17 protein-coding genes are annotated in these 23,082 nt (G+C 33.2%); 10 read left to right on the plus strand and 7 right to left on the minus strand.

The features are described 5' to 3' along the window. The first annotated feature begins 15 nt into the window (after positions 1-15). From H3S74_RS01455 to H3S74_RS01490, 8 genes are all read left to right on the plus strand, one after another. Complete coding sequence (locus H3S74_RS01455) at positions 16-2,295, plus strand: IgaA/UmoB family intracellular growth attenuator (RefSeq protein ID WP_198247028.1); 2,280 nt, start codon at positions 16-18, stop codon at positions 2,293-2,295. Positions 2,296-2,342: 47 nt separating this feature from the next. Next, positions 2,343-4,622 carry an intracellular growth attenuator family protein gene (locus tag H3S74_RS01460; protein ID WP_198247029.1) on the plus strand — a complete coding sequence of 760 codons (2,280 nt, stop codon included), beginning with the start codon at positions 2,343-2,345 and terminating at the stop codon, positions 4,620-4,622. Positions 4,623-4,824: 202 nt separating this feature from the next. Next, positions 4,825-6,462: a glutamine hydrolyzing CTP synthase gene (gene pyrG, locus H3S74_RS01465; protein WP_086364110.1), complete on the plus strand. Its 1,638-nt coding sequence runs from the start codon at positions 4,825-4,827 to the stop codon at positions 6,460-6,462. A gap of 48 nt (positions 6,463-6,510) precedes the next feature. Next, a complete protein-coding gene (eno, locus tag H3S74_RS01470) occupies positions 6,511-7,812 on the plus strand; it encodes a phosphopyruvate hydratase (protein ID WP_110448150.1) in 1,302 nt (433 codons plus the stop codon). 239 nt (positions 7,813-8,051) lie between these two features. Further along, positions 8,052-8,996 carry a VirK/YbjX family protein gene (locus H3S74_RS01475; protein WP_198247030.1) on the plus strand — a complete coding sequence of 315 codons (945 nt, stop codon included), beginning with the start codon at positions 8,052-8,054 and terminating at the stop codon, positions 8,994-8,996. A gap of 100 nt (positions 8,997-9,096) precedes the next feature. Beyond that, positions 9,097-10,005: a lysine exporter LysO family protein gene (locus tag H3S74_RS01480; protein ID WP_110448148.1), complete on the plus strand. Its 909-nt coding sequence runs from the start codon at positions 9,097-9,099 to the stop codon at positions 10,003-10,005. A gap of 507 nt (positions 10,006-10,512) precedes the next feature. Further along, a complete protein-coding gene (locus tag H3S74_RS01485) occupies positions 10,513-12,168 on the plus strand; it encodes a hypothetical protein (protein ID WP_198247031.1) in 1,656 nt (551 codons plus the stop codon). A 1,186-nt stretch (positions 12,169-13,354) separates the two neighbouring features. Beyond that, complete coding sequence (locus H3S74_RS01490) at positions 13,355-14,686, plus strand: hypothetical protein (RefSeq protein WP_198247032.1); 1,332 nt, start codon at positions 13,355-13,357, stop codon at positions 14,684-14,686. 551 nt (positions 14,687-15,237) lie between these two features. Here the strand turns inward: H3S74_RS01490 and H3S74_RS01495 are convergent. Continuing rightward, positions 15,238-15,426, minus strand: coding sequence for a hypothetical protein (locus H3S74_RS01495; protein ID WP_198247033.1), 189 nt, complete (start codon positions 15,424-15,426; stop codon positions 15,238-15,240). 49 nt (positions 15,427-15,475) lie between these two features. Further along, the gene (locus H3S74_RS01500; protein ID WP_181414682.1) at positions 15,476-15,646 is read right to left on the minus strand and encodes a hypothetical protein; all 171 of its coding nucleotides are present in this window, start codon (positions 15,644-15,646) and stop codon (positions 15,476-15,478) included. Positions 15,647-15,698: 52 nt separating this feature from the next. Between H3S74_RS01500 and H3S74_RS01505 the strand changes: the two genes are divergently transcribed. Both H3S74_RS01505 and H3S74_RS01510 read left to right on the plus strand, forming a co-directional pair. Further along, the gene (locus tag H3S74_RS01505) at positions 15,699-16,823 is read left to right on the plus strand and encodes a hypothetical protein (RefSeq protein WP_198247034.1); all 1,125 of its coding nucleotides are present in this window, start codon (positions 15,699-15,701) and stop codon (positions 16,821-16,823) included. Between the two features lie 122 nt (positions 16,824-16,945). Further along, positions 16,946-17,512, plus strand: coding sequence for a hypothetical protein (locus tag H3S74_RS01510; protein WP_198247035.1), 567 nt, complete (start codon positions 16,946-16,948; stop codon positions 17,510-17,512). A 103-nt stretch (positions 17,513-17,615) separates the two neighbouring features. Here the strand turns inward: H3S74_RS01510 and H3S74_RS01515 are convergent, their stop codons facing one another. The 5 genes from H3S74_RS01515 to H3S74_RS01535 form a co-directional block, all read right to left on the minus strand. Continuing rightward, entirely contained in the window at positions 17,616-18,155 is a 540-nt protein-coding gene (locus H3S74_RS01515; protein WP_232354819.1) for a methylated-DNA--[protein]-cysteine S-methyltransferase, read from the minus strand. Between the two features lie 356 nt (positions 18,156-18,511). Beyond that, entirely contained in the window at positions 18,512-19,276 is a 765-nt protein-coding gene (locus H3S74_RS01520; RefSeq protein ID WP_110448140.1) for a histidine phosphatase family protein, read from the minus strand. A 12-nt stretch (positions 19,277-19,288) separates the two neighbouring features. Beyond that, positions 19,289-20,614, minus strand: coding sequence for an OprD family outer membrane porin (locus H3S74_RS01525; RefSeq protein WP_110448139.1), 1,326 nt, complete (start codon positions 20,612-20,614; stop codon positions 19,289-19,291). A gap of 175 nt (positions 20,615-20,789) precedes the next feature. Then, on the minus strand, positions 20,790-21,608 hold the full coding sequence (locus H3S74_RS01530) for a histidine phosphatase family protein (protein WP_198247036.1): 819 nt from the start codon (positions 21,606-21,608) through the stop codon (positions 20,790-20,792). Between the two features lie 80 nt (positions 21,609-21,688). Further along, positions 21,689-23,080, minus strand: coding sequence for a glycoside hydrolase family 1 protein (locus tag H3S74_RS01535; protein WP_198247037.1), 1,392 nt, complete (start codon positions 23,078-23,080; stop codon positions 21,689-21,691). Positions 23,081-23,082 lie beyond the last annotated feature (2 nt).

The following is a 23,082-nucleotide window of genomic DNA, read 5'->3' on the forward strand; positions in this document are numbered from 1 at the left end:
GCTTGTGGAATAACAATGGATTTGTATTTAGTTTTTAAAATAGGTATTTTAATTTTTGGATTAATTAGTTGGTTTCTTTATAAAAGTGATCGTAGTATCAATAAGAATATTTTAAATAATCATATAAGACAACGTGAACAAATAAGAGATTTAACCGATGAAGAACTAGAATTGTTACAACCCTTTCTAACTAGTAAATTAGCAGTTTATCCTTATAATTTTCAATCATCCTTGATTGATAACAAAGTATCGTATTTACTTGGTACTTGTACTCGTAAAAGTCTTTATAGCAACACAGAAGAAATCGCCTATTATTATGATGTCGATAATATTGAAATATTCTTTCCATATAATATGGATATGTATATTGATGAATCAAATATTTTTGAAGTTGTATTTACCAAACATTATGGGATCGTTATTAAAGTAAATGATTATGATATCAAAACAGCATTTGAAAATTATGATCCAAATGAGGAATATTTATTTAGAGATGTAAAGCAAACTAAATCTAAAGAAAAGATTTTTGACAATGAATTCTTTGAAGAACACAATACTACCCATCGTCAAGATGGTATTAATTCTTCTGATGTTGAATCACTCAGCATTTATAATGATAGTAAAAATCTAGATAATAATCAGGCTTATTTAGAAGCATCAAAAAATTACTATAAACTCCTCTATCAACGTGAAGAAACTCAATTTGAAGCTGCTATACGTCGTAAACATAGCCTTGGTTGGTTGACATCGCTTTGCTTAATTTTAGCTACGGTTCTCTTGATACGCTCATGGTTGGGAGAAAATGATCAGATATCTATTTTAATATTAATTTGTCTCGGCGCAGCTGCCTTTTTTGCTTGGTATAAACCTAAAGATTATTTAAACCCACAGCAAGTATCCGTCGTTAAAGCAAAAATTTATGATAAAGATCCTAACACTTGTTCCATAGAGGTAGGAAATCTCATGGTTTTAGAATATCCCAAGTATTGGTTAAATTTTATTCCTGAGACTTCAGATCTCGCGACTGAAATGGTTATCAGTAATGATAATAAAAAATTACTTCGCTATGGTCAGACTTTATCCATTAATAATGAAGTAGAGCAATTTGGACCACCAAAGCTAGTTTCAAGAAATAAGATTTTATTCGTGATTGGCGGAATTCTATCTGCTATTCTCTATTATTATACTGATCCAGTTAATAATGGTTATTTTGCTTATCAATATTACAGTCAACAATCTGAAAATCTGCAAATTAAAGATTTCACCACTTTAAAAAATAGTGATATCAAGCCGGGTGACATGGTGAATATCACCATCAATAATACGTCATGTGATGTCAATGATTTAAACGAAGACTATCAATGTCATAACTTCTTTATCAATAATGAACCAATGGCTTTGAAGGAAAATAATGTCATGGCCATCGAAGGTTCATTAAAACATATTTTTGATACAAAATTTGTTGATGACGTGGTCGATACGGAAATGTTGCGTTTTCAAAATGTACAAAGCCTATATGTTGATATGCTTAACCGCAGTTCAAATGATGGACGTTATGTTAAAAATTCATTTTCTAAAATAGAAAGTATTGGTCAAATGGTAATTGATATTGATAAGGTTTGTAAGATTTTACCGGTTAAAGAATGTGACAATGTCAAATACAATCTGACTCATTTGTTTGATACCAGTAGGAGCAAGGCAAATATTACATGGGATGATTTATTGACTGAGTCTACAAAAAATCCTGATTTTAGTGAAATAGTCGAAACCCGCAGAATGCATAGCCTCAAACAGGCGCTTGAACCATTTAAATCAGAACTTCAAAGTGAATTGGTGAATGTCATTTCTAAATATCAATCTGACAACGGTGTAAAAATTACATTAACCAATCAAAGCTATGTTGACATGGCTCCATTAGTAATGAGTAAATCGATGAGATTCGATGAAAATGGTTATATTAATTATTATTTTGCTATTTTAAACAATAATATCCCTGCGAATATTAATATCGTTGGTTCGGTAAGTGATATTCTTTATCACAAGGTTGAAAATTCTGATAGACATAATCTTGAAACACAGAGTATTTCTGGTCTGAAAGTGAACGCAAATCATCATTATAATTTGGACGAAAATCAACAGTTATCATCAAATTTATTGATTATTATTAATGTTATTATGTTTGTTATGATGACTTTAATTGCTACGATTAATGCTGTAAAACTAGTTCAGAAAACGAGAATTAATCGAAATCGTTCTAAAGAAATTATTAAATATTATCAAGATAGGTTAATTTAGGTATTAATCTTTATTAAAAGGTCTTAAATTAAGAAGATATCAATAGTATGTTAGCAAATATTATCTGTTTTATCGTTATTCCAGCTCTTGCTTTCTTGGTGCTACGCATAGGTATCTTGACTCAAAAAGAACTAGATAAACTTTCCCAAAAAAAGCAAGCCGAAATTGATCCTTTTATTCGTGAAAATGCTATTCGACAGTTAACTGAAGAAGAAATTCTTCTTCTTCAACCTTATCTTGATAATGAAGATCATATTCCTCCTCCTTATCAATGGCAAAGTTCATTAATCAATTATGATGTCATGAGAATTAAAGCGTATATTGAAAAAGATTATCCAGATAAACAAAATAATAATTACTATTACAAGATGGGTTATATACGGTTATTCTTTCCTTACAATATGTCTTACCGTATTTTAGGTCTTCGTGATAGTTTTGATAGCGAACTACCTAAAAATAAGTCTGACTATATCAATACCGCTGAAGTTGTGTTTACTAAAAGTTATGCCATTGTCGTTAAAATAAACACTTGTGAGTTATTGGAAGCAGGTCTAAATCTATCTGGTCGAAAAGAGGGGCAAATTGAAGATTATTGGCAGACCGGCAATTTGAAACCTATTGGTTTGAGTAGCGCTGAAAAGTCAAATGAAACCATTACCCAACTTCTAACAGAAGAATCAGAAAAGACACCGCCTTTTGAGATTGTTAACAAAAGAGAAAAAAATCAATTTGAAATTGCAATGGAAGACCAAAGTAACTCCGGAAAATTAATGATTTTTTTGTTTGTATTAGGTGTGATGGGGTTATTGGTTTTAGAGCATTTTCAATCGCTATTGTTGGCATTTTTCTCAATCATATGCTTTATATTAGCTATGATAGTATCGCATATAAAACGAGAAATACCTACTGAATATGTCAACCATATCAAAGCGCAAAAATTGGGTATTGAATCATACTTTTATGTTAACACTCCCGAACACTGGAGAATGTTCATATCAAATAAAAGTGAAACTCCAATTGATATGGAGGTTGACATTAATTCTCGAAAATTACTCAGTTATGGCGGCTATTTATCAATAAGTGAAGAAGTGGAAAATTATGGTGCACCAAAATTTATCAAGCATAATGTTAAATTGGCTATTACAGGATTAATATTGGTTGTATTAATTTACTATTTTACCAATGCCGGTGAAAAATTTGATTTTAGCTATCAGCAATTAACCTCACAAGCCACTATTTGGAACATTGATGATAAAACTAACTTAAAGAAAATAGCCATTCAATTTATGGATCGGGTTAATCTCGATTTATCAAGTGTCTCGTGTGATATTCAAAATGAAAATGAAGATCATTCTCAATGTAATAAAATATTTGTTAATACCAATCCAATAGGCAGTACAAAACTTAATCTTTTTTCTTCATGGCCTCAATCAACACAAGCGATTTATGATAGCAATATTTTAAGAATTACAAAAGATTCAGAAGTTATTGTAATGACTGCGTTAGCCAACAAATATTTAAATCAGCGTTTAGAGAATGACTCCAAATATAGGAATAATCCAAAATACAAACAATACACGAAAAACAAAAATATAGTTGAATTGATAAAAATCTATAATATTGAGACAGCTATTCCAACCTTTGATGACAGTTGTAAACATCTAAACCTTGAACCTTGTGACCAAATTAAAAACAGTCTAGCCAATTTACTGTCAGAGATAAGTGGTGTTGATTTAAACAATTGGTCTGACGTGGTGGCTTATGCGAAATCGCATTACAACATTCAAAAAATAGTAAATTTAAACTCGGCGCAAAATATTGTCCAACTAATTGCTCAATATCGAAAAAATATTCTTAAACATTTTATCTTTGATGCTAAAGAAAAAGTAGCAATGCTGCAAAATGATGAAAATAACCTTAGTTTACAATTTACTAAATTGATCCCACTCTATGATAAAAATTATAATTACAAATATAATAATGAAATTTTCAAAGAACAACTTGATTATTATAATGGTATTTTAATGGGAAATAATGCTAACTTAAAAATTACAGGTGTAGTCACTAATGTGAGTTACCATAATGGAACAGTTTCAAAACTAACTATTTCAACAGATCCTATCTATAGTATTGATAAAAATCAGTTGTTTTCATTTTTATCACCGATTTTGATCAACAATTTTGTGTTTCTATTTGTTATCTTAATCACCTTAATTAATTGTACTTTGTTTATTTGGAAAAAAGCTGCCAATCAATTACGACTTGAAAAAATTATTTCTAATTATAGTGATAAAATTTTAAAAAACCATTCAATGGTTGGGGATTAATATTAGATAGGTTACTGAAATAATAGATACCAAATTAGTAGGCGAAGAGAGTAACTTATCGATTAAACATAATTATTCAATTGTGAGCTAAGCCATATTCTGTTATACTATTTTCCCGTCTGATTCATCATATATTGCATTAGTTTTTATGGTTTAAACTTATGTTATATTGTTCAACTAAATTAATAATGGTCTGGTATTAATGGTCACGAATTATATTTTTGTAACAGGCGGTGTCGTTTCTTCTTTAGGTAAAGGCATTGCCGCAGCATCTTTAGCTGCAATTTTAGAAGCCCGCAATTTAAAAGTCACCATGCTAAAACTTGATCCCTACATCAATGTCGATCCGGGAACAATGAGTCCAATTCAACATGGTGAAGTTTTTGTGACTGAAGACGGTGCCGAAACCGATCTTGATTTGGGGCATTATGAGCGTTTTATTCGCACCAAAATGAGCCGAAAAAACAATTTTACCACTGGACGTATTTATTCTGATGTTTTGCGAAAAGAACGTCGTGGTGATTATTTAGGCGCAACAGTTCAAGTTATCCCTCATATTACTAATGCGATTAAAGATCGTGTTATTGATGGTGCAAAAGGTTACGATGTCGCTATCGTTGAAGTTGGTGGTACTGTTGGTGATATTGAATCATTACCATTTTTGGAAGCTATTCGTCAATTAGCGGTAGATGTTGGTCGTGAACATACTTTGTTTATGCATTTAACTTTAGTTCCTTATCTTGCATCATCTGGTGAAGTTAAAACTAAACCAACGCAACACTCAGTGAAAGAGTTATTATCAATTGGTATTCAACCGGATGTCTTAATTTGTCGTTCAGATCGCATTATTCCAGCCAATGAAAGAGCTAAAATTGCGCTATTTTGTAATGTGCCTGAGCGTGCGGTGATTTCACTTAAAGATGTTGATTCTATTTATAAGATCCCTGCATTATTAAAATCACAAAATTTAGATACTTTTGTTTGCAATCGCTTCCATCTTGAATGTAAAGAAGCGGATCTATCTGAATGGGAACAAGTGATTTATGAAGAAGCCAACCCAGTTGGTGAAGTGACCATTGGTATGGTTGGTAAATATATTGCGTTACCTGATGCTTATAAATCAGTTAATGAAGCATTAAAACATGGTGGTTTAAAGAATCGTTTAACTGTACATATTCGTTATATTGATTCAGAAGATCTTGAATCACGAGGCACTGAATTATTACAAGATTTAGATGCAATATTAATTCCTGGTGGCTTTGGCTATCGTGGAGTTGAAGGTAAAATTATGGCTGCACGTTATGCTCGTGAAAACAAGATCCCTTACTTAGGTATTTGTCTTGGTTTACAAGTAGCATTAATTGAATATGCTCGTAATGTTGCCGGCATCAAAGATGCTAATTCAACAGAGTTTGTTAAAGATTGCGCAAACCCAGTAATCGCATTAATTACTGAATGGAGCGATGAATCAGGAAAAGTGGTTCAGCGCAGTGAAGATAGTGATCTAGGTGGTACTATGCGTTTAGGTTCACAAATTTGTCATTTAGAGCCTAATTCATTAGTTGCAGGTATGTACAAAAAAGAATCGATTACCGAACGTCATCGCCATCGTTATGAAGTTAACAACAATTTATTACCAGAAGTGGTTAAAGCTGGATTAAAAGTAACAGGATTATCAACTGATAAAAAACTAGTAGAAATCATTGAAATTCCTGATCATCCATGGTTTGTTGCGTGTCAATTCCATCCGGAATTCACTTCAACACCACGTGATGGACATCCATTATTTAGTAGTTTTATTAAAGCTGCCAAAGATCATCAAGATCAGCAGCAAAAATAGTTTATATTTACATTATAGTTACATATCTGTCATATAGAGGAAAATAACATGGCAAAAATCGTTAAAGTACATGGTCGTGAAGTCATCGACTCTCGTGGTAACCCAACTGTTGAAGCTGAAGTTCATTTAGAAGGTGGTTTCGTTGGTCTTGCAATCGTTCCATCAGGAGCATCAACAGGTTCACGTGAAGCATTAGAACTTCGTGATGGTGACAAATCTCGCTTTTTAGGTAAAGGCGTACTTAAAGCTGTTGAAAACGTAAATGGCCCAATTGCTAAAGCAGTTGTTGGTAAAGATGCGTTAGATCAAGCAGCTATCGACCAAGTCATGCTTGACTTAGACGGTACTGATTTCAAATCAAACTTAGGTGCTAACTCAATTCTAGCTGTATCTTTAGCTACAGCTAAAGCTGCAGCTGCAGCTAAAGGCGTACCACTTTATCAACATATCGCTGATCTTAATGGTACTCCAGGTCAATACTCTATGCCATTACCAATGATGAACATCATCAATGGTGGTGAACACGCTGATAATAACATCGACTTACAAGAATTTATGATTCAACCAGTTGGTGCTAAAACTGTTCGTGAAGCAATCCGTATGGGTTCTGAAGTATTCCACAACTTAGCAAAAGTTCTTCATGATAAAGGTATGAACACTGCTGTTGGTGATGAAGGTGGTTTTGCTCCTAACTTAGGTTCAAATGCTGAAGCATTAGCTTGCATCAAAGAAGCAGTTGAAAAAGCTGGTTATGTATTAGGTAAAGACATTACTTTAGCGATGGACTGTGCAGCTTCTGAATTCTATAACAAAGAAACAGGTAAATACGTATTAAAAGGTGAAGGTAATAAAGAGTTCACTGCTCAAGAATTTACTCACTATCTAGAAGGTTTAACTGAACAATATCCAATCGTATCTATCGAAGATGGTTTAGATGAAAGCGATTGGGAAGGTTGGGCATACCAAACTAAAGCATTAGGTGACAAAATTCAATTAGTTGGTGATGATCTATTTGTAACTAACACTAAAATCTTCAAACAAGGTATTGAGAAAGGTATCGCTAACTCAATCCTAGTTAAAGTTAACCAAATTGGTACTTTAACTGAATCTATCGCAGCTGTTAAAATGGCGAAAGATGCGGGTTATACTGCGGTTATCTCTCACCGTTCAGGTGAAACTGAAGATTCAACTATTGCTGATTTAGCTGTTGGTTTAGCTGCTGGTCAAATCAAAACTGGTTCAATGAGCCGTTCTGACCGTGTTGCTAAATACAACCAATTAATCCGTATTGAAGAAGCTTTAGGTTCAAAAGCACCATTTAACGGTTTAAAGGAAGTTAAAGGTCAATAATTCGTTTTTATAAACGATGTTATTTAATAAAACGGTGACTTAGTTCACCGTTTTTTATTGCTAAAGCGATGACATAACACCATAAGGGTTGCGTTGCTTTGGGTTGTGTTGTACTCTTAGGCACTTACGTTGAAATGGTGCCTTAAATTTGAAAATAATCATAAATATCTAATTGATAATTTATAATTTAACCACATATAACTCTTTTATATTAACCAATACGAATACTTTTTCTGCTTATGAATAATATTACGAATATGTCCCAGCCTAAAAGTAAATGGCAACTTTTTAACTGGCTTTGTTCAGGTAAATTACCGCTTAACGAATTATGGCTTAAACCGACTTATCGTTATAAATTTTTTTTTCGAACTCTATTTTTAAGTCCTATTACGCTTAAATTATTAGATAAATTAAGACAATACAAGTTACTTGGTTACTATTTATCATGCCAAACTAATTTACCTTGTAAACTACAACGACCTTATTTAGCTTCATGTTTGAGCCAACAAGAACGGTACGAGGCATTAGCTTATCATTATGATTTTTTAGCTAATCGTCCTGATAGCATGACAAAAGCCTTCTATAACTTAGATATCCCTTTTGAATTAGCCAGTATTAGGGCAAAAAATGACGCCAATATAAAAATTGCGATGCAAGCACGTAATAAATATGCTCGGGAAGGGGAACTCAGCCTCTATTTTTATGATAATGATGGTATTGATTTAGCGACGTTAACTTTTACTATCGCGCAATATCAACAAAAGTCGACACTTTTTATTTCCGGCTTACAAGGAACAGGGCATCATGAAGCTCGAACTCGAGTACAACAGGCAACAAAACAGTGCTATGGGCTTTTTCCTAAACGTGTTGCGGTTGAGGCAGCGTTAATTATTGCTGGTTATTATCAACTTGAACAAATTATTGCGGTGGGCAATAAAACTCATGTCTACAACAACTGGCGTTATAATAGCCGACAAGAAAGGATCTTATCTGATTATGATGATTTTTGGTTAACTATTGATGGTAAGCAAGATTCAAGATCGTTATTTATATTGCCAAACCAGATTAACCGCAAATCACTGGAAGAGGTTGCCAGTAAAAAGCGTTCTGAGTATCGCAATCGTTATGCATTATTAGATGAGCTCAAGAACAATATTGAAACACAATTAGCATCATTAAAATAATCTTTTAATCTATCGCTTGCATTATATTGCAAGCGATCTTAAACAAGACCCAAATCTATCTGATACTTTTAATATAAAAATGATAATTAAGGAATGAAATATGTATTTTGGTATTCTTATTGCTTTAGTACCGTTATGTTTAGGTTATTTGATTAAATTCAAAGAGCAAAAGTGGATAACCAAGATTAATCAGATCTTAAGTTGGATGGTCTATTTTATATTATTTATAATGGGAACCGAACTAGCTCATTTAGATAATCTCGCTGCTAATTTAAAAATTATCTTATTTTATACTGGTATTATTTTTATCTGTACTTTTGGCGGTAATTTTATTTTTTTAGCTATTGTTGATCTTTTTTTACCATGGCGTACTTCACATAGTAATGCAACTTATCAATCACGATTTAAAATGATCTTGGAATCTCTGCGGGTCTGTATTGCATTGATAGCAGGATTTGTTGCAGGACTTTTTCCACTGTTTATTTGGCAATATAGTGAAGATATTACCAAAGTGGTTTTAGTATTTTTGTTGTTACTTATTGGTATTCAGTTGCGTAGTAATAATATTTCGTTAAAACAGATTTTATTGAATAAAGTGGGTATTGCTACTACCATTATTGTCATTCTAAGTACCTTTTTAGGTGGTATTATTGCCGCCTTCATATTGGCACAACCAGTGAGAGTAGGGTTGGCAATGTCATCAGGATTTGGTTGGTATTCGTTATCGGGAATATTAATGACAGAAGCTCATGGTCCAATCATTGGTAGTGCTACTTTCTTAAATGACATTCTACGAGAATTATGTGCCATTATCTTAATTCCTACCTTAATCAAACGATATAAACTTACAGCACTAGGTTTATGTGGTGCAACCTCAATGGATTTTACCTTACCTATGCTACAAAAAGGAGCCGGGGTTAGTATTGTACCACCAGCAATCGTTCAAGGTTTTTTATTAACGTTAATAATGCCAATATTTATGACTCTATTTAATTCTGGCTTATTTTAAATTTTCTACCTAAATTTAACTGACTAAGTTAATAAATAATAAATAGTTTATTGTAGACTACCATTGTAACTATATGATTATGTAAATTTATAACAGTAATTGATTAGTTATAATAAAAAATCTATGCGAATCAGTGGTTAAAACTTGCCATATATATTTTTTTATAAATTAGCAAAAACTTTTACTCAGACTTTCATCAATAAACCAACAATTGTTAATTTTACTTTACATATCTTGACAAAATTTAACATTACAAAATTTGATATAACTAACGGTTTAAACTATACTTTTATCAAAAAATTATTTATTTTTTAATATAAAACAATACTTTAATTTTAAATGAATTGATGTGTCTTACTGGCTAGTTGTTCTGTAATTAACCATAAATGAAGATTATTTAACTGATTAATTTTTCAAGTGTTAGGAATATATTTATCTCAGCATCAACATTCATTTTTTTCTTTTAAAGTTTTATTTACTGTTAAATTCTTGTCTTTTGGAGTCAATTTGATAAACCCATTTTTTTGTTTAAAACCGATGCTAATAAGTGTATTGGTCATAAATAGTTTATTAACCATTCCCGTTAATTTCACATATGCTTTAAATATAACTACAGCTAATGCAATTCATGGAGGAGCACCATATCTTACTTATGACGGAGGCATAACTAAAGCGGATAGTACGGAAAGTTTATTGGGGATCACTTTATCTGATGGTACAGTAATTAATCCTTCAAATGATGAATCCAGTTTAGTAACTCCAATCGAGTTACCTAATCAAGGCGATACTTATGCGAGTATTCAAACCATCGTTCCGTTACCACAGTCAGGTAATAGTAATTACCCTAAAGTGAAAATGACTGATTTATTGAAAGCACCGTATAACTATTTTGGTGATGATGATGGCGATGGTTATGATGATGTAACCGGTGAAGTTATCGCAACAGCGAGTGGTGATATAGGCGTTAAATGGGAAAATATTAATGGTATTGATGTTACCGACACAGTTAAAAACAATGCCTATAGTAAATTTATTGAATGTGATAGTCCATATAAATTAACCTTAACAGCAAGTAACGTTGAATTAAATACCCTATATGGAGAGCCAAATAAAAGTAGTTTTATGGGCGGTAGCCATAATTATTATATAAATCCTAAAGTTGAACCTCATGTCTGTTATGCTCAACCTAGCCCATTATATGATGATGGCACTACTGGAGTGGGTATGTTTTTTGATGGATCTGGCTGGGATTCGGCCATTATTTCTTGGAATTATAGAGGTTATCCAAGTAAAGGATTTAAGATTAATGGCGCACGTAATAGTGGTAATTATGATGGTGAAAGTTCGATTTATAAAAATAATTTTCCAAGTACAGGGTCTAATGGATTATATTTTTATTTGTTATTGGCAGGAATAAGTCCAGAAGCGGTGATCGCGGCCAATGGCAGTAGCATAAGCGCTGTAGAAGGTGGCAATGTCAGATTAAGCTTAAGTACAGGTATAACTCTATGGGAGCATGATAGCTCTTTTCTATTTAATAATGCAATAATGTACCCTTATCAAGCCCCATTATATGGTGTACCACAAAAAGCATTAAAAATAACCTTAAATGGTCCTCGAGCAACGTCTAATGATAAGAGTTTTAGTCCTTCTACATTTAGGTTATATGCCGATAGTGGAAAAAGTAAAATACTTTATGAATTTAAATTGATGCGTTGGTATATTCCTACCGATATTGTCTATCAAAATATTCTTATAGATGGAGATTTATCGACCACTCAAGCGAAAGCTGAAGAAGAGTGTCGTCGATTAGGTAAAGGTTATCGGTTAACGGGAATGTATGATTTGACCTATGATGTTTTTAAAGAAAAATGGCATGCTATACCTCCAACAAACAATAATGCTCTTCGTCAGTTAAGTTACCGTAAAGATGGTGAATGGGTCAGAGGAATAATCAATGAGTGGGGATCTTTATATAACAATAGTTTCTCGCACACTCGTAATTATCCTGATAGTGATTGGTTACATGAAGCTTATGGGATTGCAGAACCAATATCGAAAAATGATGGTAAATATATACGAATTCCGTCGGTTAGTATGTATTCAGGTGGTGTTGGCAACACAGACCCTACATTTTCTTATTTAGCTTGTGTTTCACCTTAATAATAAGAAGTTTAACAATTAAATTAAAATATTATCCAATGTATTGGGATTTATATGTGAGATTTTAAATAGCTATTAGTAAAATATTAGTCTTACAATCTCAATATAAGGAAATATTGTAATAATAAATAAATTGTATTTTTACACGTTTACAATGAGGGTAGCTTTATTGTAACTGCATTATAGGCCATAAATTAAAAGTAAGATTTTTACAACCAAAAGTATGTTAATGATTGGATAGCAAATTGTGGATTCCTATTACAATAAGTTGATTAAGCGCCAGCCAAATGGGTTATTAACGTCATTTTGTGCAGAGTTAGAGTGCGATTATCATAAGGATTTATTTAGGGTCTATCAGCGACGTTGCCGTGAAGAGAGCGTAGCGAAAGTAACGGCAAAATCCAGCCGAGCGCGTTTGAAGACGCGCGAAAGGCAGGCGTCGGAGCTATCGACTAAAAAATATACAACATTAGGATAAAATATGCAGTGTTTTAGTTTTAATTTTATTTTAGTAGGTCAACAAATTAATTATTTAAGTAGTTGTTAATCAATTAGCTATCTTGTTGAAGTTGATTTAGCCTTTATCAAAAATCTCAAAACACCATTATTAAAGATTAAAGATTAAAGATTAAAGATTAAAGATTAAAGATTGAAGATTGAAGATTGAGTTATTAATCTATTTTAATAAAAATATTTGCATAACGAGGCTGCTTGTTACCATGATTTTATTGAATTTTAAGATTTTATAAGATCATCATTAAATAATAATGATCTTTATGAATGGCCCGAAAAATATCAAGATCAATTAATAACAGTAATGCCCTGATTTTCCTTACTAATCTTTACAATTTTTAAAAAGCTAGCAATTGCGGAAATTACGCAATTTACTTATACTTAAACAGTCAAAAAATTAAATTTTTATTGAAATGAAACAATCGGATTTCGTGACAAAGGATTGAAAATATGTTAAAATACAGTTGTTTAGAGGCCAGCCAGCCAGCCAGCCAGCCAGCCAGCCAGCCAGCCAGCCAGCCAGCCAGCCAGCCATAAATTAGGGTTATTAAAGGGATTATTAAGTCAAGCTTGCATAAATCATCCAATTGCAAGTCAACGATTCTTTATTTCCGTTAAAGAAATCATTACCGCTAAAACTTATTCACTTAACTTACAGTTAAGTCTTAACTTTTTGTGTTTAAAACCAACATTTTTAACCATATTAGCTATATCTAGTTTATTAATCCTTTCAATTAATTCGGCATATGCATTAAATGCCAGTACGGCCAATGCAATTCATGGAAATGGCCCGTATCTCTCTTTTGATGGAATAAATCGCGCTTCTACTGCAGAGCCACTGCTTTGGCTTAGATTATCAAATGGTACGGTTTATGAGCCTTATCAAGACCGTTCAAGCAGCAACAATCCGATAGCGTTACCTGAGTCGATTACTAAAGTAAAGGATATCCAAACAATTATACCGTTTAATAATTATCCTAGTATTAGTTTAAGTAGCGTTATCGCAAGCAATAATTATTTTAATGATATTGATGGAGATATAGGAATTAGTTCATCGGGCACCTTAAATGTGAAGTGGAGTGACGTTAATAATAACGATATAACTAATTGGGTTAAAAATAATCAAGATGCATCTTTGTCAACTACCGATTCGCCCTATAAAGTTACCATTTCGTCTACAAGTGGACGTTTATCAACGCGTTATGGACTTCCACAATCAAGTGATATAAGCAATTTTCAGGGAGCAAGCCATACTTATTACATATTACCCGCATCTCAAGCTAGGGCGTTAAGAACACAAGGCTTAAATGGAGGACACTCATTTGATGTTACATCAGATATAAATAAAAATTTTCCTACAACAGGTGGTGATGGATTGAGTTATTATTTATATTTAAGTGATATTAGTTCAGAAGAGGTGATTGCAGTTAATGGCACAAATGTTAATGCAGTAAAGGGGGAAGGCGTATATCTAACTTTATCACCGGAGAGAAAATTTGTAGTAAAAATAACATTAAATGGCCCTAAAGTTCAGGAAAAGCTTATAGTTGTAAATGGGAAGCCGGTAACGGTTATAACAACGGTGGATAAGAAATTTACATGGTCAACATTTGTTCTCTATGCAGATAGAAATCACAGTAAAGTACTTTACCAGTTTAGAATCAATAAATGGTTTATTAGACATGGCGTAGGATCTATAGTAAACAATGGCAACAGAATAATATCATCTCCCTCGATGGAAAACTGCCGCAAACTTCCGAAAGAGCCTGACATTTATATTACACCAGATCCACGCCACTTATCAAAATATAGATCCAAGGGGCAATTTTTTGAAGGAGAAAAGGTATCATTAAATACACTATTTGGTGAATGGGGCGAATATATTGGTTTATGGAACGTGGAAAATAAAGTACAATCATCGGCAGAGACAGTTTATAAAGGTGTACTTGGTGTTTCTGCAATCGGGACGTATTCAATTATTTGTATCACAGGGAGTCCTAAGTAATCCATATTTATGAACAGTGATATCAGCGACGTTGCCGTGAAGAGAGCGTAGCGAAAGTAACGGCAAAAGCCAGCCGAGCGCGTTTGAAGACGCGCGAAAGGCAGGCGTCGGAGCTATCGACTAAAAAATATACAATATTAAAACAAAATATGCAGTGTTTTAGTTTTAATTTTATTTTAGTAGGTCAACAAATTAATTATTTAAGTAGTTGTTAATCAATTAGCTATCTTGTTGAAGTTGATTTAGCCTTTATCAAAAATCTCAAAACACCATTATAAAAGATTGAAGATTGAGTTATTAATTTATTTTAATAAAGATATTTGCATAACGAGGCTGCTTGTTACCATGATTTTATTGAATTTTAAGATTGTTGGGATGATGATTAAATAATCATGATCTTTGTGAACGACCGAAAGATATCAAGATCAACTGATAACAGTAGTGACCTGATTTTACTTACTTATCTTTACAATTTTTAGACAGGCAGGAATTGCCAAAATCACTCAATTTAATTATACTTTTTACCAACAATAAATTATATTTTTATTCAATTAAAATAGCCGGATGTCGTGACAAAGGATTGAAAAAATGTTAAAATACAGTTGTTTAGGGGCCAGCCAGCCAGCCAGCCAGCCAGCCAGCCAGCCAGCCAGCCAGCCAGCCAGCCAGCCATAATTTATTAAATCAAAAACGTTTTTTTGATAAAAAAAAGCCCTTTTTAGTTTTTTTTGTTTTCTCAATTATAACTCACAATGTAAGTGCATTATCTGCGTCAACTGTCAATGTTATTCATGGTAGCGCACCATATATAACTTTTGATGAATACAAAACACAATCGGATCTTTCACCTTTATTATCAATTGCTTTACCCAATGGTGAAAAAATAAGCCCATTAACTGACACATCAAGTGCAACACAACCTATTAGACTTAATACTAATAATACAAAGTTTGCCGACATTCAAACTTTTGTTCCTTTTCCGGTTGACAATATAAATTATCCTACAAAACCTTTGAGTGATATTGTTGTTGGTTCAAATTATTGGTGGGATATGGATGGTGATGGTAGCGATAAATCACCGACAGTGACCGGAAATTTAAAAGTGACATGGCAGGATGATGAGGGAAACGATATAACTAATTTAGTGAAGAATCAAGTTGATACATTACTAGATGGTTGCTTGGCACCATATAAATTAACAGTATCAGCAACACAAGGCACTATTTCTACTACTTATGGGATTCCTAAAACAAGATCATTTTCTGCTATTCAACATAGCTACTATATTTATCCAAAAGTCATGTCTACCGCCAAATTTTGTTATTCAAAACCTAATGTAGAATATGAAAATGATATAAATGGTGAGTGGAAAAAGGGCAAAGGTTTTATCTTTTATGATCCTAATAATGTTCATAAGAATTTTCCAACTACTGGATCAAATAATTTATTTTTTGATTTAAAAATAGCTGGTTTATCAGCAAAAGAACTAATTAAAATTAATGGCGAAAGTGTTTCTCAAATATCAGGTAGTGGCGTAAGTTTAGCTTTAAGTGACCATCAAGGCTTTTTGCGAGTAACTTTAAAAGGCCCATCAGCCTCAACTAATGGCGGTCAATTTCAACCTTCTACATTTAGACTTTATGCGGATTATAGTAAGACAAATGTTTTTTATACCTTTACGTTACAGCGATGGTATATTGCCTTTATAGGGCCTTCTGGCAGTTATGCTAACTCAAAAAATAAATGTAACAGCTTAAATGGTGGATATCGGATACCTAATGTATTGGAATTAACTAATTCTAATCGTGAATACAATGAGAATAATATTTATATAGGTTGGACTTATGGTATACCTGGTGTTGGCCCAGAATATCGAAGAATGATTAGTTATAAGAATGATCGTGGTACATGGATGGGAGGTCTATTTGCTGAATGGGGTAATACTACTAATTTTTACTATAAGAGTAGTGATTGGGACGATTATAATGATCCTTATTTTGGTACTTCGATTTATTGGTCAAGTAATATCTTTAGAGGTGATGCTAAAACATTATATGTAGTCGATTCTCGACAGGGTATTGTTGGCACTCGAGCTGATTTTGAACATATGTATTTAACTGCTTGTATAACACCATAATGATTGGTAAGTAAGTTATTGAACAAAAATATACAAACATAAAGTACTTTTTTGTAAACCTAATTGTGTTAATTTCAAAATTGATACGGTTAGGATTTTTAATTTAAAATGAATTATATTTAATGAATATAGAAGAAAAACTTAAATTAAGTCAGCAGTCTGATTGTATCTATTTTTTTCGAGAACGGATGTTTGCACAAGTTTATGGAGTATCACTCTATTTAGCCGCTACGAAATTAAATTTAGATTTGAAAGTTTATTGTCAACAATATAAAAAATTGAATAATAAAAAAGTATTAAAAGCTGGAATATCAATACCAAAGTTAATTGGACTTTTCTCAGACCAACTTATTGTTCAATCTTATGGTTATCAATTAAGAGGAAATTGGCAGATTGATTTAACACAAGTTATTGAATGGCAGAAATTGCAATTTACTGCAATAGAGCAATTAAGAATGATGTCAGCGCTCCCTAATATTACAGAACCTAATTCAAGCCACCTCTCAAATAGAAAGGATAAAGCCCGATTAGCATTAGCCGGCAAGCATTCACAGGATGCTTGGCATCTAATGCTAAGCGAAAGAGAATATAATTATTTGAAAGATTGGAAAAAAGGGAAATATCCGTTATCAATTGACTTAAGCTTTATCGAAAAACTGTCCCAAAAAATTGCATCCAGTCGCGCTTAGCGATTGGCGTAATTTTTTGCTCAAAAAGTGAACATTAAAATCACTAAAAAAATTACGAAAAACGCTTTTTTTATGCAATAAAAAGTTAACAAGTAAACTTTTGTTAAATCGCTGTGCCTTTTTTAGGGATGAAAAAATTTTGTATATCAACTTGTTCATGTTGCAAAAGCCAAATTTTTTTGTCAATTCCACCAGCATAACCAGTTAAGTTACCATTGGCTCCAATAACCCGATGGCAAGGAATAATAATTGATAAAGGATTGTGACCAACCGCTCCTCCAACGGCTTGACTGGACATATGCGGCTTATTACATTTCAATGCCACTTGTTTTGCGATATAACCATAGGTAATGACTTCGCCGTAAGGAATTTGGGCTAATATATCCCATACCATATGCCTAAATGCGCTACCTTGAGGAGCAAGTGATAATTGCTTTATAGATGGTTTTTTTTCAAGAAAATAGTCATCTAACCATTTTTTAGTTTGATTAAATATTGTCAAATTAGATTTTTCTTGTTTGGTCGCATTAACAATTTGACCAAAATATTTTTGCCCTTCAATCCAGGCGCCAACTAATTTATTGTGCTGGCTAGCTAAAGTTATCAATCCCATTGGTGACGAATAATGACAAATATAAAACATGAAAAATCCTGATATTACCGATTAAGCGATATTTTATTATAACCAGTTGATGTAATTTAAGTAGTAAAAATAGTTGTTTATTCTAGATTGTTCTATTCAGTAGTTATAAAAATTTTTTCTTTTTTTATATTATCTGCAATGAATAATTTAAAATAAAAAATTTATTAAAACTTTTTTATTAATATATTGATTAATAAGATATTGTAAGACAGTCGTGAATAATGAATTCGAATAAACTAGCTTATTATTTTTATGTATTAATACCGCAAACAAAGTGATTAAGCATAGTCGAGTGAATAGAATATGATTCAACAATAATAAAAAAAGACTCACGTAAGTGAGTCTTTTTATAAAGATTATTTGCTAGCTTTGCCTTTTTCTACATAGCTCATATCACCTAAGGATTCAACGATAAATTTACCATCATCGGTATAACGGATTTTAGTTACGCTAGCATTACCAAGTCCACTCGTGATAGGTTTATCTAACATCTCTTCAACCATTGCCATAATAGCCATACCGTGAGAGACCACCAGTACATTACCACCACCTTGTTCTTGAGCAGATTTAGCAATAGCCTTTAATGAGGCTTGCATACGAGTTTTAACGGCATTGTAGTCTTCAGCTTGACCTGATTTCTCAACAGCTTTGATCGCATCCATCATTTTTTTAAGGGTAACTTTACCTTTAGCTAAATCAGCCATTAGGGCTTTGTCTGATTCATAACCTAGATGCTGCGCAGCTGGGTTCCACATGTTTGGATCAAGATCACCTTCAAAATCACCAAAGCAAGTTTCACGCAGACCTTCCATTTCATTAATGCTTAATTTAGTTTCACCTTTAGATTCAAGTACGATTCTTGCTGTTTGTCTGGCACGACCAGAGTCACTTGAATATACCGAAATAAAATCAACATCTTTTAAACCTCGGCCAAGTTGCTCGGCAACTTCAATACCCGGTTTAGTAAGAGGCGTGTCTGACCATCCTTGTGCTCGATGCACGTTATTAAACATAGTTTTACCATGACGAGTAAAATAGATATTCACATCAGCAGCAACAGTTTGTGCTATTGATGCAGTAAGAATTGCCGTTAATCCAATAAGTTTAATAAGTTTTTTCATAGTTTCGTCCTTTTATAACAAGTTAAATCGATAATCAATAACGGTTTCAGCTGATAATGTTGGTGAACGTTGTGCATGGCCGTCTCTCAATTTAGGGGTAATGTCTTTGCTACTCATGGTTTTATAAGACCAACCATAACCAAATTTTGACAAAATAGATAGATTTTTAAATGTTCCACTGGTTGGTTTCCAGATGTTAAACACGTTAATTTCACCATTTTTTAGGGTTTCATGTTTATAGTTAAATTCACCATAGTTTAGATATAAACCAGTGGTATTATCTTTAAAGAAGTCATAACCTAATACGCTGGATAATACAACTTCGCCATCACGCATATAGTCCGCACCTGCAGCTGCCATACCATTATAACGGCCACGGTTATTTTTACCTATGTGACGACCATAATAACCGATAGCGCCTTTTCGATTGGCATCGGTATAAGCGATACCGAATTTGGCACTCCAGTCTGCTTCTTTCCATTCAACATCGGCTGCATAATGCCACGCTGAATCATCAAAATCACGCACATTGGCTTTCATTTTGTCATGATTTTTAAGTGCGGTACTGCCATAGATTTGTGAACCAAAGGTCAGTTTTTCTATTGGTTTATATGAAAACTCAATTGCATGACGATTGATATAATCTTTGGCAACACCATAAGAGTAATCAAGTTTAATTACTTCATCTTTATAGGCGATTTCAGCAGTTTTGATATTATCAATTACGTGTTTTCTATCTAAACTATAAAAATGCACTTTTTTAGCCGATTCACGAGGTAAAGTACTATCTATATAAGCTAGCGATAACGCTAAATTAGAGTATTTAAGTGTTCCACTATACCCGAGATAACTGTTACGGGTTAAATGTTGCGATGAACTAATTACCCCCATGTCTTTTAAACTATGCCAACCTGCTTTACCATTAAAATTAATCTCTTTATTACCAAGTTTGACTTTAGCATAACGTTGCGTAAATTTGTTAAAACCATGAGCATTGTGTTTATCCGCTTTTTTGCCATCGTTATAAAGTAAGTTACGAGTAGCAAAGTAATCACTGGCTCCAAGTTTGATGACATTGTCATAAGTAACATCGAATCCCAAGATATCTAACCAATAACCTGATTTATAGTTAAATGTTAATGCTTGTCCCCACGCACTATGAACTTCTTTGGGTTGCGATGCATTTTCTTTTAAATACTTCCAATGATTACGTGTGGAAAATTCAAATTTGCTATCTTTGAAAAAACTGTTATCAGTATTCAGCGAATTTGATTCAGCCGCAATAGCTGAAAAACACATAATATTAAGTAGCGCAAGCGAAAGGTACTTTATTTTCATTGTTATATCCTATCTTTATTTTTCCAAAAAAAAACCTAAATAACGCCCAAAAACCTATCGGTTGAGCTGATATTTAGGTTTTGCCTGCCTAGGCAGTAACAATCCTATTTTGCTAATTTAATTACTAATTATCTAATTTTATTCGGATTATAGTTATTTGTTTGCCTCCAGTCGTTTATTTATTTAGTGATAATTTACCTTGATTGACATACTCCATATTGCCAATTTCAACTACACTATATTTACCATTTTGATACACAATTTTAACCACGGTAGCATTTGACAATGGTTTGTTTTTATTTAGGTTATCGGTTAAATCAGAAATCATAGCTTGCATTGACATACCAGATGAAATAGCCAAAATATTTTTTTGATGTTTATCTTGGGCTGTTTTTACAATGCTATGCAGCGCATTTTGGGTTCGCTCTTTAACCTGGTCAAAGTTCTCCGCTTGCTGTTTAGGGTCACTCTTAGCGATGGCATCAGTTAGAGTTGCCACGGGAATTTGTCCTTGCACATAACTTTTATAAAAGCTATCAACAGATTTAAAACCAAGAGATTTCATGGATGCAGATACCATTTTAGCATTGCTTCCACCTTCAAATCCGCCATAAAAGACTTCTCGTAAACCTTTTAATTCTTGGATCTGGTAATCTTTAACACCTTTTTGTTGTAACAAAACTTGCATTGTTTCACGTTGACGTCCAGCATCACTGGTGTAATAAGCATCAAATTGAATGTGTTGCTTTTTAAAACCTTCACCTAAATAACGTGCAACTTCAATACCTTTGTCAGTCAATGGTGAATCAGCCCAACCTTGTACAAGATCATAGGTATTAAATAAAGTTTTACCGTGTCGAGCAAAATAAATATTTATGGCATCATCACTATTATTGTTTGTTGCATTATTTGCTTGATTGCTACAACCAGTAGCAAGCGTTGTTAATAACAGCGCACTAGTAACGAATACTGCTTTAATTTTTTTATTTTTCATCTTTAGCCTCATATGGCATAGTCACTATTATGATGCGTGAAATTACCGGTAGGGCAAATGAAGACCTACCGGAATCATCATTATTTTAAATTAGCACCTTTCGATGAAATGACTGATTGATACCAATAAAAGCTTTTCTTCTTATAACGTTGTAGGGTACCAGAACCGTCTTGATTTAAATCCACATAGATAAAACCATATCGTTTGGTCACTTCTGCTTTAGATGCACTAATTAGGTCAATTGGTCCCCAACTGGTATATCCCATCACTTCAACACCATCATTAATCGCTTCACGAATTTGCACTAAATGATCGTTCATATAATTAATACGATAGTCGTCATTAATGGTGCCATCAGCTTCAAGTTTGTCTTTAGCGCCTAAGCCATTTTCAACAATAAATAGAGGTTTTTGGAAACGTTCATAAAGCAAGTTTAATAAGTAACGGATACCGATTGGGTCGATCTGCCAGCCCCATTCAGACGCTTTGAGATGTGGATTAGGTACCATATCAAGAATGTTACCTTTTTGACGAAGTGAGTCGTCAGCTGTTCCACAACAACTCATGTAATAACTAAACGAGATAAAATCGATAGTTTCTTTTAAATCTTCACGGTCTTGATCGGTAATCGTTAATTCAATATTGTTTTCTTTAAAATAACGATTCATATACGTTGGGTAATAGCCACGTGCTTGCACATCACCAAAGAACAACCAACCATGATTTTCTAAATGCGTTGCCCAAACATCTTCTGGTTTTGGACTAAGAGGGTAAGCGATAGCGCCAAGTAACATATTACCAATTTTTGCATCAGGTATAATTTGATGACAAAGTTTAACAGCCCGTCCACTGGCTACTAATTGGTGGTGAATAGCTTGATAGATTTCTGCTTTACTGCTATTTCTAGCTAAACCGACACCGGTGAATGGTTCATGTAGTGACATATTAATTTCATTAAATGTTAACCAATATTTCACTTTATCTTTATAGCGTTCAAATACAGTTTTGGCATAGCGAGTAAAAAACTCAATCACTTTACGGTTTCCCCAACCACCATATTGAGTAACGAGGTAATAGGGCATTTCGTAGTGTGATAAGGTGACTAAAGGCGTAATGTTGTGTTTTAACATTTCATCAAACAGTTTATCGTAAAATGCTAAACCTTTTTCATTTGGTTGTTCTTCATCGCCATTAGGAAAAATACGTGTCCATGCGATAGATGTTCTTAAACAAGTAAATCCCATTTCCGCAAACAGGGCTACATCTTCTGGATAGCGATGATAAAAGTCGATAGCCCGATCTTTGATACTGTTAATTTGGACATTATTACGATCAACTATATCGCCAAATAGACCATTAGGAGTACAGTCTGATGTTGAAAGACCTTTACCATCTTCATTATAAGCACCTTCGACTTGGTTAGCGGCAATTGCGCCGCCCCATAAAAAATCATTAGGAAAAGTATTAGCCATGT

It is taken from the genome of Gilliamella sp. W8126, from assembly GCF_016102185.1.
GTDB lineage: Bacteria > Pseudomonadota > Gammaproteobacteria > Enterobacterales > Orbaceae > Gilliamella > Gilliamella apis_A.

Bases quoted from the DNA above. Each gene is read 5' to 3' on its own strand.
- H3S74_RS01455 (WP_198247028.1), top strand. From the start codon at position 16: ATGGATTTGTATTTAGTTTTTAAAATAGGTATTTTAATTTTTGGATTA.
- H3S74_RS01460 (WP_198247029.1), top strand. From the start codon at position 2,343: ATGTTAGCAAATATTATCTGTTTTATCGTTATTCCAGCTCTTGCTTTC.
- pyrG (WP_086364110.1), top strand. From the start codon at position 4,825: ATGGTCACGAATTATATTTTTGTAACAGGCGGTGTCGTTTCTTCTTTA.
- eno (WP_110448150.1), top strand. From the start codon at position 6,511: ATGGCAAAAATCGTTAAAGTACATGGTCGTGAAGTCATCGACTCTCGT.
- H3S74_RS01475 (WP_198247030.1), top strand. From the start codon at position 8,052: ATGAATAATATTACGAATATGTCCCAGCCTAAAAGTAAATGGCAACTT.
- H3S74_RS01480 (WP_110448148.1), top strand. From the start codon at position 9,097: ATGTATTTTGGTATTCTTATTGCTTTAGTACCGTTATGTTTAGGTTAT.
- H3S74_RS01500 (WP_181414682.1), bottom strand. From the start codon at position 15,646: ATGTCGGCAAACTTTGTATTATTAGTATTAAGTCTAATAGGTTGTGTT.
- H3S74_RS01510 (WP_198247035.1), top strand. From the start codon at position 16,946: ATGAATATAGAAGAAAAACTTAAATTAAGTCAGCAGTCTGATTGTATC.
- H3S74_RS01515 (WP_232354819.1), bottom strand. From the start codon at position 18,155: ATGTTTTATATTTGTCATTATTCGTCACCAATGGGATTGATAACTTTA.
- H3S74_RS01520 (WP_110448140.1), bottom strand. From the start codon at position 19,276: ATGAAAAAACTTATTAAACTTATTGGATTAACGGCAATTCTTACTGCA.
- H3S74_RS01525 (WP_110448139.1), bottom strand. From the start codon at position 20,614: ATGAAAATAAAGTACCTTTCGCTTGCGCTACTTAATATTATGTGTTTT.
- H3S74_RS01530 (WP_198247036.1), bottom strand. From the start codon at position 21,608: ATGAAAAATAAAAAAATTAAAGCAGTATTCGTTACTAGTGCGCTGTTA.
- H3S74_RS01535 (WP_198247037.1), bottom strand. From the start codon at position 23,080: ATGGCTAATACTTTTCCTAATGATTTTTTATGGGGCGGCGCAATTGCC.